The sequence below is a fragment of the Helicobacter sp. 11-8110 genome, assembly GCF_003288905.1.
GTDB lineage: Bacteria > Campylobacterota > Campylobacteria > Campylobacterales > Helicobacteraceae > Helicobacter_D > Helicobacter_D colisuis.
This window is the reverse complement of the sequence record NZ_NHYL01000001.1, coordinates 134,631-151,833: the sequence shown is the minus strand read 5'-3', so window position 1 is coordinate 151,833 and position 17,203 is coordinate 134,631. Positions and strand designations below refer to the sequence as shown.

Below are 17,203 nucleotides of genomic sequence, written 5' to 3'. Positions count from 1 at the left end.
GCTAATGGAAATGATTATGTTGATTTTGCAAATTATTGTTCTTTTGGGTGCAATATTTGTTGGTATTAGACTTGGTGGTATCGGTATTGGTTACGCTGGTGGTATCGGCGTTGTTATCTTAGGTCTTTGTCTTGGTATGAAACCAGGCACTATTCCTTGGGATGTTATTTTGATTATTATGTCTGTAATTGCGGCTATTTCTGCAATGCAACTTGCAGGAGGTTTGGATTATTTGGTTCAAATTGCTGAGAGAATTTTGCGTTCTAATCCAAAATACATCAACTATTTAGCCCCAACGGTAACTTATTTTTTAACAATTCTTGCAGGGACAGGCCATACTGCGTTTTCTATGATTCCTGTTATTGTTGAAGTGGCGAAAGAACAAAACATTAAGCCATCAGCGCCACTTTCTATTGCAGTTGTTTCTAGTCAAATTGCAATTACTGCAAGTCCTGTTAGTGCGGCTGTGGTGTATATGAGTGGTGTGTTAGAGCCACTTGGTTGGAGTTATCCAGTTTTACTTGGAATTTGGATTCCTACTACTTTTATTGGTTGTATGCTAACTGCTTTTGTAATAACTCTATTTACTGATCTTGATTTAAGCAAAGACCCTGTCTATCAAGAAAGGTTAGCTCAAGGATTAGTTCAAGCTCCTATTGGCTCACAAAATATGGAATTAAAAAAAGGTGCAAAGCTTTCTGTTGGAATCTTTATTATTGGAGTGCTTTGTGTGGTGCTTTATGCTACTGCTATCTCAAAAGTCGGTGGCAAACCGGTTCTTATAGAAAATGTCATTGTCCCTAGAGATGCTGCTATTATGAGCTTTATGCTAGGTGTGGCTACATTTATTACAATCTTTTGTAAAATTGAAGTTGGCAAAGTAGCCGATACAAGCGTATTCAAATCAGGTATGGTAGCGTGCGTATGTGTTTTGGGTGTTGCGTGGCTTGGTAATACATTTGTTGGTGGTTATACAGAAGAGATTAAAACTCTAGCTGGTGATTGGGTTAAGGCTGTTCCATCACTACTTGCTGTTATATTCTTCTTTGCGGCTATGCTTCTATACTCTCAAGCAGCAACCGCTAAAGCTATCACTCCAGTAGTTGTCGCAGCATTAGGAATTACAGCGGCAAATCCAGGAGATTCTTATATGCTTGTTGCTTCATTTGCAGCAGTTTCAGCCCTTTTTGTGCTTCCAACTTATCCTACTTTGCTAGGTGCTGTGCAGATGGATGACACAGGTTCTACAAGGATTGGAAAGTATATTTTCAATCACGCCTTTTTAATTCCGGGAGTTTTGGCAATTGTCTTTAGCGTTATTCTCGGATTTTTAGCGGTTTCGCTCTTTTAAGAATTTTTCTATCCCCATTTTTTCGGGATAGAAAATACTCTATAAAAAAAACAACTCACTCTACTTTGCTAGAATTCTTTTTATTTCTTGTATTCTTTTTGTATCGCTTGGATGTGTGGAGAAAAAATCTGAAGTTTCTTTGTTGCCTTGAGACATTTTTTGCCAAAAGCTTAAAGCGGCTTGTGGATTGTAACCTGCCTTTTGCATAAGTATGATTCCGACTTCATCAGCTTCAAGCTCGTGATGACGGCTAAAGGGTAGCATGATTCCAACATTACTGCTGACATTATAAGCTTTATTAAAAAGATTATTGTATTCAGGATTTTGTGTGCCAACAAAGATTTCAAGGATACTTCCACCTAATTGTTGTAAGGTTTGCATACTCATTCGTTCAGCGCCGTGTCTTAAAATTGTATGCCCAATTTCGTGTGAAATCACCACAGCAAGTTCATCATCGTTGCTGATTAATTCCATTAAGCCCGTATAAACAAAAACTTTACCACCTGGGAGACAAAAGGCATTTTGGGCTTTGTTTTCTATTAGATAAAATTCCCAATTAAAATCAGGGCGATTGGCGATAGAAGCAATTTTTTGTCCTATGCGTTTTACCATAGCTGTTTGTGTGGTGTTTTGACTTAGTTTTGATTCTTTTAAAACTGCAAGAGCGCTTTGCTCCCCTAAGGCTTTTTCTTGCTGCTCATTAAGAAGCATAAGTTGAGTGCGATTAGTGTAGATTGTAGATGAACAAGCGCAAATTAGCAATGCTAAAACAAGCCAATAAATTTTTTTTAAAATAAACATTTTTAAGACTCTTAAGTCATATTAGTCAATTTTTAAAACTGCTAAAAATGCCTCTTGTGGTAAATTGACTTTACCAATGGCTTTCATACGCTTTTTCCCTTCTTTTTGTTTTTCAAGTAGCTTTCGTTTTCTAGTAATGTCTCCGCCATAGCATTTTGCAGTTACATTTTTGCCCATTGATTTAACCGTTTCTCTGGCGATAATCTTGTTCCCTACACTTGCTTGAATCGCTACTTCAAAAAGTTGTCTTGGAATAATTTCTTTCATAGCTTCTACAAGTTCTTTTCCTTTTTCATAAGCTTTGCTTTTTGGCACGATAATGCTAAGCGCATCTACAATTTCTCCTGCCACGCGAATATCAAGCTTAACTAAATCTCCCTCTTGATAGCCAATTGGCTCATAATCAAAACTCGCATAACCCTTTGTGCAAGATTTTAATTTATCATAAAAATCCATTACGATTTCATTAGTAGGAATATGATACTCTAACAATACTCTTGTTTCTTGTAAGTATTCCATTTTCTTTTGGATTCCACGCCTTTTGCTTACTAGCGTAATGATATTCCCTAAAAATTCACTTGGCACAATAATGGTCGCTTTAACATAAGGCTCTTTAATTCCTGCGATTTTTTGTTCAGGTGGTAATTCGCTTGGATTTTGAATCATAATTACCTCACCATCGGTTTGGGTAACTTCATAAACAACCGTTGGAGCAGTGGCAATCAAATCTAGCCCAAATTCTCGCTCCAATCTTTCTTTGATAACTTCCATATGCAAAAGTCCCAAAAATCCAACACGGAATCCAAAGCCTAAAGCCACAGAGGTTTCTGATTCAAAATTAAGACTTGAATCATTGAGTTTAAGTTTTTCTAGCGCATCGCGTAAGTCTTCAAATTTGTCTGTATCAATGGGATAAATTCCTGCGAAAACAAAAGGCTTGGCTGGTTCAAATCCTGCAATAGGTTCTTTGGTTTTATTTTTAAAATCTGTTATGGTATCGCCGACGGCTATATCTGTAACATTTTTTAATCCCAAAACAACAATCCCAACCTCACCACATTGAATACTTTTTGCTTTTTCTTGTTTGATTGGATGAGGGTAAAACAATCCCAAAACCTCGTGATTCTTACCACTTCCCATAATATAAATGTTTTGACCAACTTTGATTGAACCATCAAAGACACGCACCAAAGCTAAAGCACCCAAATAGTTATCAAACCAAGAATCATAGATTAAAGCTTTAGTAGGAGCTTCTAAATCCCCTTGTGGTGGTGGAACTAATTCAATGATTCTATTAAGCAATTCAGTAATTCCAATATTTGCTTTAGCGCTAACCTCTAAAGCGTGGCTACAATCAAGCCCAATAGTTTGCTCTATTTCTGATTTTACGCGCTCTGGTGCAGCTGCTGGTAAATCGATTTTGTTTAAAACAGGAATGATTTCAAGGTTATTTTCTAATGCAATATAAACATTTGCGATGGTTTGAGCCTCCACACCTTGAGAGGCATCAACAACTAATAAAGCTCCCTCGCAAGAAGCAAGTGAGCGTGAAACTTCATAGCTAAAATCCACATGCCCTGGGGTGTCAATGAGATTTAAAATATAAGGTTCGCCTTTGTAAAAATATTTCAATCTTACACTTTGGGCTTTTATGGTGATTCCGCGTTCTTTTTCAATGTCCATTGTATCCATTACTTGCGCACTCATTTCGCGCTCAGAAATTGCTCCACAAGCTTGAATTAAACAATCCGCAAGAGTGGATTTACCATGATCAATATGTGCAATAATAGAAAAATTACGAATTTTGGAGAGTGAATCTTTCACAACATACCTTTTAAAATAAAGTTTTGGGCAAAATTCTATCAAAAGTTTGCTAAAAAGGCTTAGAATCTTATCTAATTTCATTTGAGAATGGTGCTATAATTTTGCTTTAATTTTTAGTAAGGAAGTGAGATTGAAAATAATTAGAATCTTGTTAGCACCTTTAGATTTTATTATGAAATATTTTAAGGCTTTGGTGTTTTTATTGATTGTTTTTTTGATTTTTATGCCAAGTTCTAGTGGGAATTCTAGCTTAGCAAATGTAGCTAGGATTGATTTAAAAGGAATGATAATCCAAAGCGATAGTTTTTTAGAAGAACTCTCAAAACTGGAAAACAATCCTAATATTAAAGGGGTTTTGCTAGTTATTGATTCTCCTGGTGGCACTATTCCACCAAGTGTTGAAATCTCAGAAGCGGTTAAGAGGATACGAAGCAAAAAGCCTATTGTTGTTTATGCGCAAGGTTCTATGGCAAGTGGTAGTTATCTAGCAGGAGTGTGGGCAGATAGAATTATTGCCAATAAGGGTGCATTAGTAGGTTCTATTGGTGTGATTTTAAATGGAGTAGATGTAAGTGAGTTAGCAGAAAAACTAGGAATCAAAACACAAATTCTAAAAGCTGGAATCTACAAAGAAGCAGGAACTTTTATGCGTCCTTGGAATAAGCAAGAAGAAGAAATGTTAAAGGGATTAATTAAAGAGCAATATGAAATGTTTGTAAGTGAGGTCGTGGCTGCAAGAAATTTGGAAATCACAAAAGAAGGAGATTTTGCACAGGGTAGGGTGTTTAGTGCTAGTAATGCTTTAAAGCTAGGATTGGTAGATAGCATTGGAAGCATTTATGAAGCGCAAAAAATACTTTTTGAGCTAGGCAAGATTCAAAATCCTATTTGGCTTCAAAAAAGTGAAATGGAAATGTATTTAGAAAAAATTATAGGTGAGAATATTGCACTTGGTATTCAAGAAGGTATTTATAATATATCTTTAGGGTGGTTAAAGGGGTATTAATGCGTTTTGTTATAAAGATACAAACTCCAGATAAAAAAGGCTTGATTGCTCAAATTACACAGATTATTTTTCAATTTAATTTAAATATTTTAAAAAATGATGAATTTGTTGATAAAGAAAATAATCTTTTTTTTATGCGTAGCGAGATTGAGGGGGAGTGTGAAATTGCGATTTTAAAGCAAAAGATAAAAGCTGCTATTAATGATGAATCTAGTCAAGTAGAGATACTTCCTTGCCAAAAAAAGAAAATTGTGATTCTTTGCACTAAAGAGAGTCATTGTTTAGGCGATTTGCTAATCCGTTATGATAGCAATGAGCTAAATGCGAATATTTTGGCGGTGATTTCTAATTATGAAGTTTTAAAGCCTTTGTGTCAAAAGTTTAACTTGCCTTTTATCTGCATTAGCCACGAAGGAAAAAGCAGAGAAGATCACGAAAAACAAATCATTGAAGTTTTAAAACAATATCCAAGTGATTATATTATTTTGGCAAAATATATGCGGATTTTAAGCCCCAATTTTGTTGAAGAGTTTGAGGGGAAATTGATTAATATTCATCATAGTTTTTTACCGGCTTTTGTGGGAGCAAACCCCTATAAACAAGCCTATGAAAGAGGCGTAAAAATCATTGGTGCCACAGCGCATTTTGTCAATAATGAGCTTGATGAGGGTCCAATTATTTATCAAGATATTACTAAAGTCAATCACACAATGGATTGGAAAGAAATGCAAAAACACGGCAGAGATGTGGAGAAAATCGTGCTATCTAAGGCACTAAATCTAGCTTTAGAAGAGAAAATTTTTGTTTATTGCAATAAAACGATTGTGTTTTAAAGAGATAAAAGAGAATTTAAGTGCAAAAGAATCTTATCTTTTCTATTTTGATTGTCATAGCAATGGCTTTTTGGGGGAGTTCTTGGGCTTGTGGAAAGGTTTTAGTGCAGTATGCAAGTGCAGATATTATAGCTTTTTGGAGATTCTTTTTTGCCTTTATTGCTTCTATTCCTTTGATTATGTTATTGAAGGTACCTTTGCGGATTAACACAGAAAATTTGAAATTTTTATTGGTAGCGGCTTGTTTAAATGGGATATATTCTATTTTCTTTTTTATGGGCTTAAATTATGGTAGTGCAGGGAAGGGCGGTGTGCTTGTTACTACCCTGATTCCTATTTTTGCATATTTATTAGCTTACTTTTTTTCTCGCAAGGAAAACAAAAGCATCAAAGCCAATGAAATTTTAGGGCTTGGAATTGGCATTATTTCTGGGATTTGTCTGCTTGATCTTGGAGGTTTTGAAGAGTTATTTGGTAAATTTAATACATTTTTCTTGTTCTGTGCTTTGGATTGGGCGATTTTAACTCTAGTTTGTCAAAGGATTCGCATTCATCCTTTGGCAATCAATTTCTATATTACTTTTTTGAGTATGCTTTTTTATTCGCCTTTGTTTTTCTTCAAACCGCAAATGCTTGAGATTTTTCATTATGATATGAAATTTTGGTCTATGATTTTTGTAGTTGCTGTGCTTTCAACAGCCATTGGGACAAGCATTTATTATATGGGTATTGCTAAGCTTGGTGCGACTAGGGCTAGTTCTTATCAGCTTTTAGTTCCTGCAATGGCTTTAGGAAGTAGTTATTTGATTTTGGGAGAAATACCAAGCCTTTTAACGATTTTTGGTGGTATTTTAGCTATTTTTGCTACTTATTTAATCAATATCCACAAGCCAAAGAAAATAGGGCAGGTCTAAAAACTAGACTAAAGCTACTTTTTAATAAGTGTTTCGCCCTTATAGATTCCAAAAACTTTTGAATCGCCATTTTTATAAAGCAACACAACTGGATATTCTTCTTGCATATTACCTTGTTCCATTCCGGGGCTTCCTATTGGCATTCCTGGTGTTGAGATTCCAACGACATTTTCAGGTTTGTTTTCCAAAAGCCAATTAATTGCATCTAATGGCACATGTCCTTCTATGGCATAGCCCTCAATAACGCCAGTATGACAACTTTGATTTTGTGGTGCGATTTTGTATTTTTCTTTGACTGCCATAAAATCACCATTTTTGTGGTGCGTTACTTGATAGCCATTGTTTTGTAAATAATCTCCCCATTTAATACAGCACCCACAAAATGGACTGCTATAGATTTCAACTTCTTTGCTTAGTAAATAAAGTGGTGCTAAAAAAGCTAAAAATAAGAGTTTTTTATTTTTCATTTTGCGCCTTTAATTTTCTGCGGATTCTATCATTTTTTGGAAATAATAGTAAAGAGTGCAAAAGGCACTTTGAGAAGCGGTTAAAAATAAAAGTTTGAAAATTACATTTTAAAAGATTCTATAAAGGGCAGAGAATCTTAAAAGTAATTTTTGGCAATATAATTTTATTAATAGGGCAAAATAGTATATAATTGTGCTAAAAGTAAGTAGGGGGTTATCTATGTATGATTATTCTAAATACGAAAATGCCACGCCAAAACAATTAATTAACGCACTTTCTTTGGTAGAGAAAAGAGCTAAAAAGCTAGAATTACAAACAAAAGAGAACAATGAACTTTTTAAGTTTTTAAATGAAAAACTAAAAAACTCTCTTAATGTAAAAAAAAGAAAGAAAGAATATTTGCCAAAAGAACCAACCAAGGCGACAAAAGAGATTTTGGCTAAAAATGAACCTTTACCTTATAAAAACTTTGATGATTTGCTCAATGCTATTGATAAAGAAATCAAGGCAGAAAATGCGTAATCAAGTTTTTCAAAATAGTTTTATGAAAGATTTAAAGCTGATTAGAAAACAGCAATGGGATATTGAAGCAATCAAAAAATGCGTTGAGGATTTAGCAAAATTAGATATATTGCCTCGAGCTTACAAAGATCACGCATTAAAAGGAGATTTTAAAGATTTTAGAGAATGCCATATTTTTGGAGATTTGGTTTTAATCTACAAAAGAGACAATAAAGAGGTTAATTATTATCGAATAGGAAGACACCGAGACTTATTTAAGGGCTATTAAAATAAAAGTTTGAAAATTATAGTTTTCAATACAAAATATTAGAATCTTTTGATATAATTGCAGTTTGTAGAAATCTTACAAAATCCCGTTTCCATGAATCTTAACCTTGCTTAAGATTAAGCTTGAATCAGGATTTAAAATATTCTTAAGGAAAAGATATGCGTTATCCCATTGACTTTAAAGATGATTTTGCAGAAAACTTGTTATTTTGGATTGAACGCTTTGTGTATAGCAAACTCAATAGTCTCTCAAATCATCAAGTGCAAAACAAAAAAGATATTATTATGCCACTTAATTCTTTGCGTAAAGGCGTTAAAAGCATTCAAGAAATCCAAGAAATCTGCAAACAATGTCGCAATGCAGGATTAATCGGAATCAACACTTATATTATTCCGCTATTAAAGCTGTATGAATATTTGAATTATTTGGGTTTGGCTTCATTAAAAGAAGTAGATGAAGAAACGCTTAAAGAGTTTTTGACTATCAATACAAGCTCACTATCAGATGCTACTAAAAAAAACTATCGTGTCGCGCTCATTAACTTTTTTGGCTTTATTGATAAGCAAAATGAAGATGATGATGGCACTTCTTATATCTTTAGGATTGAGTTAAAAAACTGGGGAGGACTACGCGGAAAAAGCGGACAAAAACTCCCCTCTTATATGATAGAAGAGGAAGTGCAGAGATTCTTAAAAGGCATTGATACTTATCCCTTTAAACACCAAGATTTAGGGGCTAGGAATCGCTTGTTGCTAAAAGTGATTATTTACACCGGAATCCGCGTGGGAGAATCATTAAATCTCAAAATCAAAGACATTACACTAGATGGTGATTTTTATGTGATTCAAGTGCGTGGCAAAGGCAATAAACCGCGTGTTGTGATGATAAAGGCAAAAAACATTAGCAATGATTTTTCTTTGTGGATTAATTCGCGCCCTAATGAAGTTGAAAATGATTTGCTCTTTTGTAATCACAAAGGCAAAAAACTCACACAAGCCTATGTTAGTCGCATTGTTGAGCAGGTTTTGCTAACTAATGGAATCCGTAAAGAGAAAAATGGCGCGCATATGCTAAGACATTCCTTTGCTACCCTGCTCTATCAAAAAAGCCAAGATTTGGTGCTAGTCCAAGAAGCCCTAGGACACGCAAGTGTAGAGACTTCAAGAATCTATACGCACTTTGATAAACAAAAGCTCAAAGCCACCACTGAAATAATGTAATAGTGGCATAAAATAAGGCTTACAGAGCCTTATTCAGCGATGAATTTTCCATTTTCATCTATTGTGCCCCATTTTCCATTGATTTGGATTCCAATGGGTGTGAAATCGCCAATCTCATCAAATTGTGGTTCTAGGATAATTTTTCCATTTTTATCTATTAAGCCATATTTTCCATTGAGTTCAACTCTAGCAAGTCCTTCGCTAAAACCACTAACACCATCAAATTGTGGTTTGATGACAAATTTTCCATTTTTATCGATATAACCCCATTTCCCCTTGAGTTTAACCCCTGCAAGTCCTTCGCGAAAATCACTGACATAATCAAATTTTGGCTCTATAACAATTTTTCCATTTTTATCTATTAAGCCCCATTTCCCATTGAGTTCAACTACAGCAAGTCCTTCGCGAAAATCCCAAGCAAAATCAAATTGTGGTTTGATGACAATTTCCCCTTTTTTATTTATAAAGCCCCATTTTCCATTGAGTCTAACCTCAACGAGTTCTTTATTATAAATCTCAAATTCATTAATCTCATCAAATTGTGGCTCTAGGATAACTTTCCCATTTTTATTGATATAACCATATTTCCCATTGAGTCTAACCTTAGCAAGTTCTTTATCAAAATTATCAATACCAAATTCATCAATCTCATCAAATTGTGGCTTTATTACAAACTTTCCTTTCCTGTCTATTACTCCCCATTTATTATTAAGATAAATTGCGATAAATCCCTCGTTAAACATTTTCCAATTGTCCCAAGGAGTTTTAAAAACAAATTGTGGCTTTATTACAAACTTTCCACTTTTATCTATAAAACCCCATTTTTTATTGAGCTTAACCCCAGCAAGTCCTTTGTTAAAATCTCTAATCTCATCAAATTGCGGTTTGATGACAATTTTTCCATTTTTATCTATTAAGCCCCATTTTCCATTGAACTTAACTTTAGCAAGTCCTTCGCGAAAATATCCAATCTCATCAAATTTTGGTTTTACTACAATTTTTCCATTTTTATCTATTAAGCCCCATTTCCCATCAAGTTCAACTCTAGCAAGTCCTTCACTAAAATCCTCAATCCAATCAAATTTTGGTTCTATAATAAATTTTCCATTTTTATCTATCAAGCCCCATTTTCCATTGAGTTCAACTCTAGCAAGTCCTTCGCGAAAATCCCGAGCAAAATCAAATTGTGGTTTGATGGCAAATTTCCCATTTTTATCGATATAACCCCATTTCCCTTTGAGTTCAACCGGCGCAAGTCCTTCGCTAAAAGATCCAGCATAATCAAATTTTGGCTTAATTGTAATTTTTTTATTTCTATCTATATAGCCATATTTCCCATTGAGTTCAACCCTTGCATAGCTTTGCATTAAATCTGTATTATTAGCTATGGTTTCGTTGTTTTCATTGACAAGATTCCACTTATCATTGACTTTGATAGCTTTTAAATCTTTGTGATTGCGTATAAAGGCATTGAGACAAGCCCCTTTTTCACCCCCATCGCATTTTTCTTTGTAGATATTGCGGAGCATTTCACAGCTTTTCTCATCATTAGCGTAGCATTGTTTCTCAAGGTTACTCATATAAACCCTGCTGTATTTTCCGCCATAGTAATACTGATACAAACTCACTAGAATCGCTAAAACCAAAACAAAGCCACTAATTAAGAATTTATATTTATTTTGTTTGAAAAATTCTTTGGTTTGTTTGATTCTTCTTTCTCTTTCTTCCCTAGCCTTTTGCCTTTTTGCTTCTTGTATCCTTTGTCTTTCTTCTTCTGCTCTTTTTAGCTCTTCTTGCCTTTGCCTTTCTTTTTCGCGTTTTTCTTCTGCTTGTGGATCGTATAAATCATTACTTCCGCATTCTTTGCAAAAACTAGCTATATCCAAATTTCTGGTATGACAGCGACTACAAATAAGCATCACACTCCCCTTGCTTCTTTTATGATTTCATAGGCTAGATTAATCTTTTTCATCATTTCTTGGGCTATTTTTAAAAGCTCGGGTGGAAGTTCTTTAGAATAGAGATTGTCATAGTGATATTCTCTAGCGAGTTTTCTATAGTTTTTCTTGATTGTTTCAAAGTCATCATCTTCGCGTGATTTTAGAATCTCATAGGCTTGTTTTAAAGTCATTTTAGAATCATTTTCTTGCTTTTGGCGATTCTGCTCTTTTGAAGTAAAATGATAGATTTGCTCGTATTTTATCTTTAGCTCTCTAAAAACTATGAGATTTAGTCCAAGCCCTATGATGATGCTCTCTATTAGGGTGTTTTCACTATCACTCATTTGTTTGTCAAAATAGGCAAGATCAAGCAAAATACATATCAAAAAATCCACTTCTTGCTGACTTGAAATACGCATACAAGAACAAAGTTTGCTAATGCTTCTACCACCGCTTTTTTCAAGTGCAAAAATCTCTGCATAAGAGCTTCTAAAATCGCCATAATCTTTGGAATAAAACAAGTCAATCTTATCAAGCAAGGAAGAGATGAATCTAGATAAATCGCGTGAGATTGAAGCGTTATCAAGTTTTGCCATTTTGGCTAGAAATGCCGCTATGATTGCCGGATTTTTATCATAAATATAAAGTAGCTTTTGTTTGGCTGGGTGATTTAGCTCTTTTCCACAAAATATGCAAAACTTCGCATCATCTTCTGGGCTTTCTTTAGAGCAATTTTCACAACGCTTGTAATTTTGGAGTTTGAATTTGAAAAACAAAATAAGCCTTTAGTTTAATCTTGTAAAAGTGATTCTAGCATAAATTTGCATTAATATTTGAGAGAAAATAAAAGCTAAGATTTGGGCGATAGAAATAATAAAATTTTAAAATTTTATTATTTCATTGCTTTAGGGATTAACTGCGTTTGAGCTGGATAGCTTCTTGCATTAACTGATCGGCTGTGGTGATTGATTTTGCACTCATTTGATAGCCTCTTTGATAGACAATTAAATCAGTGAGTGCTGTTCCTGTATCCACATTGCTTGTTTCAAGCATATGATCAAGCACTTGTCCGTATTTTAAGCTTGTATTGCCTGTTTCTTCCCACGCTAACAAAGGCGGTCCGCTTACTACGGAAGTTTCTCCATTGATTGTCATTGCATTCATTTTGAAGAGATTTCCCCCTATTTTGCTCAAGCCTTGGTCATTTACAAAAGCAGCGATTCCTATTCTGCCAATAGGTTCAACTTTTCCATTTGTGAAATTTACTAAGATAATTCCATCTTCATTAATAACAATATTATTCATAATTCCTGAAGATGTTCCATCTTGTGTAGCAGATTTAAGTGCTGAATCTGTATAAGCAAAATTGCTAGAAAATTTTCCATCATCACTTTGAGCTAGATTGACTTGAATGCTGCCATTTTGAAAAGCGACTTCAAAAGGTGCGGCATTAGGAGTGCCATCTGCGTTGAAAGAGATTTCGCTAAAAACTGGATTCTCGCTTATCATTGTTTTGCCAGTGCTATCATAGATTGCACTTTTTACTTCCCATCTTTCATTAATAGGTGGAGTTGCTGTTTGATCGCCCTGCTCTAGTAAAACATATTGACTTTTGAGTATAAACTTCTCACCAGAATCACTATAAACTTCTGTGTTAGTCTCATAAGTAGCGACATTAAGCTGTGTGCTATCTAGGGAATCAGTCATTAAGACTCTCCAGCCACTTACATCTTCTAAAGGATTTGTATCACCTGCTCCATTTGTTTTTTGATAGAGAATTCCATTGAGAGTAACCATTGCATTTTCTTCATAAGTAGTCCCCGCTTCATATTCTGTAATCATTCCTCTTGTATTTTCTCCGATTTCTTTCCACGCATTTGTGTCTTCTGCGGGATTTTGAGCAATAAGTTCTCCTGTTTCTGGGTCCATTACTTCAGTAGTTGGCATATCAGTTCTTTGATAGATTTTGCCCTCATAAACAATAAAGTCTCCTTCATTGTATTCCGAATTTTCTTTATAATTAGCTACTTTAGTAGAATCAACTAAAGTCCAAGAATCTGGATTATCAATAGGGTTTCCTGCATCTTGCTCTTCTCCATTTCTTTGAAAAATGATTCCATTGTAATTTACATAAGCACCATTAGGATAGTTTTTGTCATCTCTAAAAGTCTCTATTTGAGATTGAAGAGCAGATTCTAGAGTTTCATTATTGGTGCTTAATCCTAGTTTTTGAGCTAACCTTCCACTAATGCTTAAATTCATTTCTTGCATAGTGTTATTACTAAGATACAAAGAACAATCACTCGGATTCCCTAGCTCATCAAGCTTCAAAGCTAAGTCAAGTCCAGTCTTTTCTTTAATGAGTGTGATTAGCTCGCCTGTAGTTTTAAAGCCGTTTTCACCCTCTGCGCCATAAGTGAAAGTATAATCTATTATTTCTCCATTTTGTTCGATACTAAAAGTAATATCTTTGTAATTTTTGGCATCTAGTAGTTTTCCGCTTGAATCCATTAGAGAATTCATATCAAGTGCTAGGAATTTATCCATACTAAAATTGCCATTTTCATCTTGTAAAATTGTAATCCCTTTAGGGTTTTGAGCGCGGTTTAGATTTACTGAGAGATTAACTTGTGTTGTTAGTGTTGGTTGATAGTGCATTTCTTTTGGGATTCTAATGGGTTCTAACACAGAACCGCCCAAATTAGCATAATCTTGCTCAAGATTATTCACACCTGTTAAAGCGCCATCAGCAGCTATTTTTCCCAAATTAATCCCATACATATAATAGCCACTTGAATTAACCAAATACCCTTCTCCATCTAAGCTAAAAGAACCATCACGAGTAAAATAATTTTGTTGTGCTCCAGTATAATTAGGGTTTTTTACATCAAATTCACCATTTTTATTTAAACCTACAACAAACCAACCTTTTCCGCTATAAGCGACATTGAAATCTCCATCAGCACTAACATAAGTTCCATCATTGGTATTAATTGCATTAGAACTAATTGTTGTCCCATAGTTATAGTCATTAGACACAGGAGAATTAGAGTTAATGTGGTTTAAATATGTTGAAAAAAGACTTTTAAACTCTGGAGAGTTTGCTCTAAAGCCTGTAGTATTAACATTGGCGATATTATTAGAAGTTACATCAATACCAGTTTGATGAGTTTTAATTCCGCTGATTCCGCTATAAAGTGATCCTACCATTGCTTCCCCCTTAGTCTTTTTTATAATAAGAAGTTACATGAATAATTGGCACTGTTAAGTGATCTCCTAACTTCACATAAGGCACTCCAGAATCAAACAAGATACTTTGCACTTCACCTCTCCCAAGTTGAGTTTCTTTGTATTGATTAGTGTTGGGTTCTAGGTTGTATTCTGCTTTGACTACATAGTCTCCCTTGCCCACATAAGCACCCTTGCTATCTCTTGTATCCCATTCAAATTCTACATAACCTTCTTTGTTAAGGTAAATGTAATTTCCATTTTCATCTTTTTGTGCTAAGTCAATCTCTCGAATCACATTATTATCTTTATCGGTAATTGTAATCTTTGGTTGTCCTTTGGTTGGATCAATAGGCTCATCAAAATAAAGTTCAAATTTAATGGCTTCATTTTTTTCTACATTAAGGGCAGTGTAAGGGGTTTCAGCAATATTACCTATCATACCAACAGTATTGTATCCACCAAGAATACTGCTATCTTGAATGCTTCCTGCTAAAACACCCATTGTTTCTAGCATTTTTTCTTGCGTTTCAATTAGTTTTTGTTGCGCTTCAATTGTTTTTTCATTGGTGCTTTGCATGGATTGCATTGTGGTTGTCATTTGCTCCATAGCATTTTTCATTTGAGTTTGCGCCTCTACTTGAGTTAATTGCGCGGTTTGTGTGAGTATTTCTTGAGTTTCCATTGGTGCAGTTGGATCTTGATTTTTAAGTTGCTCTAAAAACAATTTCATAAAGGCTTCTGTGCCTAATCCATTGTTATCATCCTCTTCCCCTTTAGTAGGGGTATCACCGGGGAATACTCCACCTGTACCACCTGTCCCAGAATTACCATTGCCACCTGAACTTCCATTGTTATTAGTATTGTTATTGTTATTAGTATTGTTATTGTTATTAGTATTGCCTGTGCTATTATCTGTGGAGTTATCGGTATTTGTGCTATTGTCTGTAGAATTATCAGTGTTTGTATTGTTTTGTATGGTATCATTTTCACCTGTTTTGGTTTGTGCTGTTCTTGCAGTTGCGCTAGAGGCATAATTTAAATAGTTGTTCATACTTGAAATGGCCATTTTGTGCTCCTTTTTAAGCATAATATGAAAAGCTTAAATCCAAATGAGAAATTTCCCTATTGGTTTCCTCGGCTTGTTGATAAATTTGTAAGCCATTTTCGTTCCCTTTTTGCTGTTGCTTAGGGTTTTGTTGTCTAGAATCACTAAAATTTCCTCCACTATTTTGCGAAAAACTATTACCACTCATATCTTTAAAATCCATTGTAACTTCGCTAAAACCAACATTGTTAAGCTGATTTTTAAAATCTTGTATATTTTGCATAAAAAGTTGCAAGGCATTTTGATTAGAGCTAATTTGCACATTAATCTTATCACCCATTTTAGTAATGGTGAGTTCTACACTACCTAATGATTCTGGATTTAACTCCAAAGAAATTTTAGTAATAGGTGGTTTATAATTTTGCAATGCATCTCTTAATTTATCACTAAAATGCAAAAAGGTTTCTCTAGGGCTTAGTAATAAATTATTTTGATTTTGCAAAATGTTTTGGTAAATTTCTTGGTGCATTTTTTCTGTTTTTTTCTCTTTGGTTTCTTTTTCAAACTCTTCGTATTTTAAAATTTTTGTTTTTTGCGGAATCTCGATTTTCAATAAGTTGTCTATGAAATTTTGAGTTTTTTGCATTTCTATATTGGAAGGATCTATAGAAGTAGAATTTACTTTTTGGGCATCATTTTGTTTAATCTCTTTTTCATCTAAAGCATATTTGTTGCTTGAATCTTGGGTAGTTTTTTGAGATTGTTTTCCAAAAGAAGTTTCAAATTTGTCTTTTTTTGTTTTATTGAAAATTGTTGGTGATTGTTTTTCTTCTTGAACTATTTTTTGAGCTTTTATTTGATTTTTTTCTCTTGATTCTTGGGTAAGCTCTATTTTTTCTTTAGTCTCTAAAATATTTTCTTGCTTAAAATTATTTTTTTGAATGCTTTCTTTGGCATCTAATGCTTTGTTGGCTTTATCAATCTTAAAAGAATCAGTTATGACTTCATCACCCTTGCTTTTAGAATCATTTACTTTTAATGTAATTTTATCGCTTTCTTCTTTTGTGCTAGGGTTTAAAGTTGTGTCTGCTTTTTTATTTGATTCCACATTTTTGGTAGATTTTGGCAATATTTCTTTATCTAAAATTGTAGATTTAACTTTTATTTCTTTTGTGCTAGGGTTTAAAGTTGTGTCTGTTTTTTTATTTGATTTTGATAGCAACTCTTTATCTTGCAAAATCATATTTAAAAGGTTATTTGCCTGTTTGCTTGGCAAAGTTTTTGTAGATTTTTGTGAAATTTGCACTTCTTGTGGATTGATGATATTTTTAATAGAAACTTCTTTATTGGCTTCATCTTTTATTATGCTTATTTTTTGTAAATTAAGTTGAAGTTTATTGGCTATTTGGGTAATGTCTTTTAGGGTTTTTACACTAGATTGAATATTTTGTGCTTTGGTAAATTCTAATAATTCCTTTGGATTTTTAGGGTTGGGAATTTGTGTAGTTTTAAGTAATTTTTTATCTGTATTTTTAAGATTGGATTCTTGAAGCATTACATTTTGCGTTGTAGCTTCTTTTTTATTAGTAACTTTAGAGATTTTGCTATTAGGTAATTCTGTTTTTGGTGTTTGTGTTAATAAACCAAAAAGTTCTGCAAAATCTCCTTTATCTTCTTTATCTTTGGAATGTTTTGATAAAAGGCTTGTTTGTTCGCTTTTTTCTGTTTTAATTGTAGGTATCATTGCTAAACTTTAACCATTCATAAAATAGATTTAATT

General features: G+C 33.9%; 15 protein-coding genes. 7 read left to right on the top strand and 8 right to left on the bottom strand.

Features of this window, described 5'->3' with window-relative positions:
* The first annotated feature begins 4 nt into the window (after nt 1-4).
* Nucleotides 5-1,351, top strand: a complete 1,347-nt coding sequence (locus CCY98_RS00700; protein ID WP_112056693.1) for an anaerobic C4-dicarboxylate transporter — start codon at nt 5-7, stop codon at nt 1,349-1,351.
* A 60-nt stretch (nt 1,352-1,411) separates the two neighbouring features.
* Here CCY98_RS00700 and CCY98_RS00695 read toward each other — a convergent pair whose 3' ends face one another.
* Both CCY98_RS00695 and lepA read right to left on the bottom strand, forming a co-directional pair.
* Nucleotides 1,412-2,152, bottom strand: a complete 741-nt coding sequence (locus CCY98_RS00695) for a M48 family metallopeptidase (protein ID WP_112056692.1) — start codon at nt 2,150-2,152, stop codon at nt 1,412-1,414.
* A gap of 21 nt (nt 2,153-2,173) precedes the next feature.
* Nucleotides 2,174-3,976, bottom strand: coding sequence for a translation elongation factor 4 (gene lepA / locus CCY98_RS00690; protein WP_112057064.1), 1,803 nt, complete (start codon nt 3,974-3,976; stop codon nt 2,174-2,176).
* A 130-nt stretch (nt 3,977-4,106) separates the two neighbouring features.
* Here lepA and sppA point away from each other — a divergent pair, with 130 nt between their 5' ends.
* The 3 genes from sppA to CCY98_RS00675 are packed head-to-tail and all read left to right on the top strand — an operon-like array spanning nt 4,107 to nt 6,729.
* Complete coding sequence (gene sppA, locus CCY98_RS00685) at nt 4,107-4,982, top strand: signal peptide peptidase SppA (protein WP_242099483.1); 876 nt, start codon at nt 4,107-4,109, stop codon at nt 4,980-4,982.
* A complete protein-coding gene (gene purU, locus CCY98_RS00680) occupies nt 4,982-5,815 on the top strand; it encodes a formyltetrahydrofolate deformylase (protein WP_112056691.1) in 834 nt (277 codons plus the stop codon). The genes sppA and purU overlap by 1 nt, the downstream gene beginning before the upstream one ends.
* A 20-nt stretch (nt 5,816-5,835) precedes the next feature.
* A complete protein-coding gene (locus CCY98_RS00675; RefSeq protein WP_112056690.1) occupies nt 5,836-6,729 on the top strand; it encodes a DMT family transporter in 894 nt (297 codons plus the stop codon).
* A gap of 14 nt (nt 6,730-6,743) precedes the next feature.
* Here CCY98_RS00675 and CCY98_RS00670 read toward each other — a convergent pair whose 3' ends face one another.
* Entirely contained in the window at nt 6,744-7,196 is a 453-nt protein-coding gene (locus CCY98_RS00670; RefSeq protein WP_112056689.1) for a DUF411 domain-containing protein, read from the bottom strand.
* A gap of 220 nt (nt 7,197-7,416) precedes the next feature.
* Between CCY98_RS00670 and CCY98_RS00665 the strand changes: the two genes are divergently transcribed.
* The 3 genes from CCY98_RS00665 to CCY98_RS00655 all read left to right on the top strand — a co-directional run bounded on the left by CCY98_RS00665 (nt 7,417) and on the right by CCY98_RS00655 (nt 9,207).
* Entirely contained in the window at nt 7,417-7,719 is a 303-nt protein-coding gene (locus tag CCY98_RS00665) for a hypothetical protein (RefSeq protein ID WP_112056688.1), read from the top strand.
* Nucleotides 7,712-7,987: a type II toxin-antitoxin system YafQ family toxin gene (locus CCY98_RS00660; protein ID WP_112056687.1), complete on the top strand. Its 276-nt coding sequence runs from the start codon at nt 7,712-7,714 to the stop codon at nt 7,985-7,987. The genes CCY98_RS00665 and CCY98_RS00660 overlap by 8 nt, the downstream gene beginning before the upstream one ends.
* A 158-nt stretch (nt 7,988-8,145) precedes the next feature.
* A complete protein-coding gene (locus CCY98_RS00655; protein WP_112056686.1) occupies nt 8,146-9,207 on the top strand; it encodes a tyrosine-type recombinase/integrase in 1,062 nt (353 codons plus the stop codon).
* A 29-nt stretch (nt 9,208-9,236) separates the two neighbouring features.
* Here CCY98_RS00655 and CCY98_RS00650 read toward each other — a convergent pair whose 3' ends face one another.
* The 5 genes from CCY98_RS00650 to CCY98_RS00630 form a co-directional block, all read right to left on the bottom strand.
* Nucleotides 9,237-11,126, bottom strand: coding sequence for a WG repeat-containing protein (locus CCY98_RS00650; protein WP_112056685.1), 1,890 nt, complete (start codon nt 11,124-11,126; stop codon nt 9,237-9,239).
* Complete coding sequence (locus tag CCY98_RS00645; RefSeq protein WP_181566529.1) at nt 11,126-11,926, bottom strand: DnaJ domain-containing protein; 801 nt, start codon at nt 11,924-11,926, stop codon at nt 11,126-11,128. Before CCY98_RS00645 ends, CCY98_RS00650 begins: the two co-directional genes overlap by 1 nt.
* A gap of 133 nt (nt 11,927-12,059) precedes the next feature.
* Nucleotides 12,060-14,357 carry a flagellar hook-basal body complex protein gene (locus CCY98_RS00640; protein ID WP_112056684.1) on the bottom strand — a complete coding sequence of 766 codons (2,298 nt, stop codon included), beginning with the start codon at nt 14,355-14,357 and terminating at the stop codon, nt 12,060-12,062.
* A 10-nt stretch (nt 14,358-14,367) separates the two neighbouring features.
* On the bottom strand, nt 14,368-15,444 hold the full coding sequence (gene flgD / locus CCY98_RS00635; protein WP_112056683.1) for a flagellar hook assembly protein FlgD: 1,077 nt from the start codon (nt 15,442-15,444) through the stop codon (nt 14,368-14,370).
* Nucleotides 15,445-15,457: 13 nt separating this feature from the next.
* Nucleotides 15,458-17,167, bottom strand: coding sequence for a flagellar hook-length control protein FliK (locus CCY98_RS00630; protein WP_112056682.1), 1,710 nt, complete (start codon nt 17,165-17,167; stop codon nt 15,458-15,460).
* Between the last annotated feature and the right edge of the window lie 36 nt (nt 17,168-17,203).

Excerpts from the sequence above, each read along its gene's own strand:
- CCY98_RS00700 (WP_112056693.1), top strand. The coding sequence starts at position 5 with ATGGAAATGATTATGTTGATTTTGCAAATTATTGTTCTTTTGGGTGCA.
- CCY98_RS00695 (WP_112056692.1), bottom strand. The coding sequence starts at position 2,152 with ATGTTTATTTTAAAAAAAATTTATTGGCTTGTTTTAGCATTGCTAATT.
- purU (WP_112056691.1), top strand. The coding sequence starts at position 4,982 with ATGCGTTTTGTTATAAAGATACAAACTCCAGATAAAAAAGGCTTGATT.
- CCY98_RS00670 (WP_112056689.1), bottom strand. The coding sequence starts at position 7,196 with ATGAAAAATAAAAAACTCTTATTTTTAGCTTTTTTAGCACCACTTTAT.
- CCY98_RS00665 (WP_112056688.1), top strand. The coding sequence starts at position 7,417 with ATGTATGATTATTCTAAATACGAAAATGCCACGCCAAAACAATTAATT.
- CCY98_RS00660 (WP_112056687.1), top strand. The coding sequence starts at position 7,712 with ATGCGTAATCAAGTTTTTCAAAATAGTTTTATGAAAGATTTAAAGCTG.
- CCY98_RS00655 (WP_112056686.1), top strand. The coding sequence starts at position 8,146 with ATGCGTTATCCCATTGACTTTAAAGATGATTTTGCAGAAAACTTGTTA.
- CCY98_RS00650 (WP_112056685.1), bottom strand. The coding sequence starts at position 11,126 with ATGCTTATTTGTAGTCGCTGTCATACCAGAAATTTGGATATAGCTAGT.
- CCY98_RS00640 (WP_112056684.1), bottom strand. The coding sequence starts at position 14,357 with ATGGTAGGATCACTTTATAGCGGAATCAGCGGAATTAAAACTCATCAA.
- flgD (WP_112056683.1), bottom strand. The coding sequence starts at position 15,444 with ATGGCCATTTCAAGTATGAACAACTATTTAAATTATGCCTCTAGCGCA.
- CCY98_RS00630 (WP_112056682.1), bottom strand. The coding sequence starts at position 17,167 with ATGATACCTACAATTAAAACAGAAAAAAGCGAACAAACAAGCCTTTTA.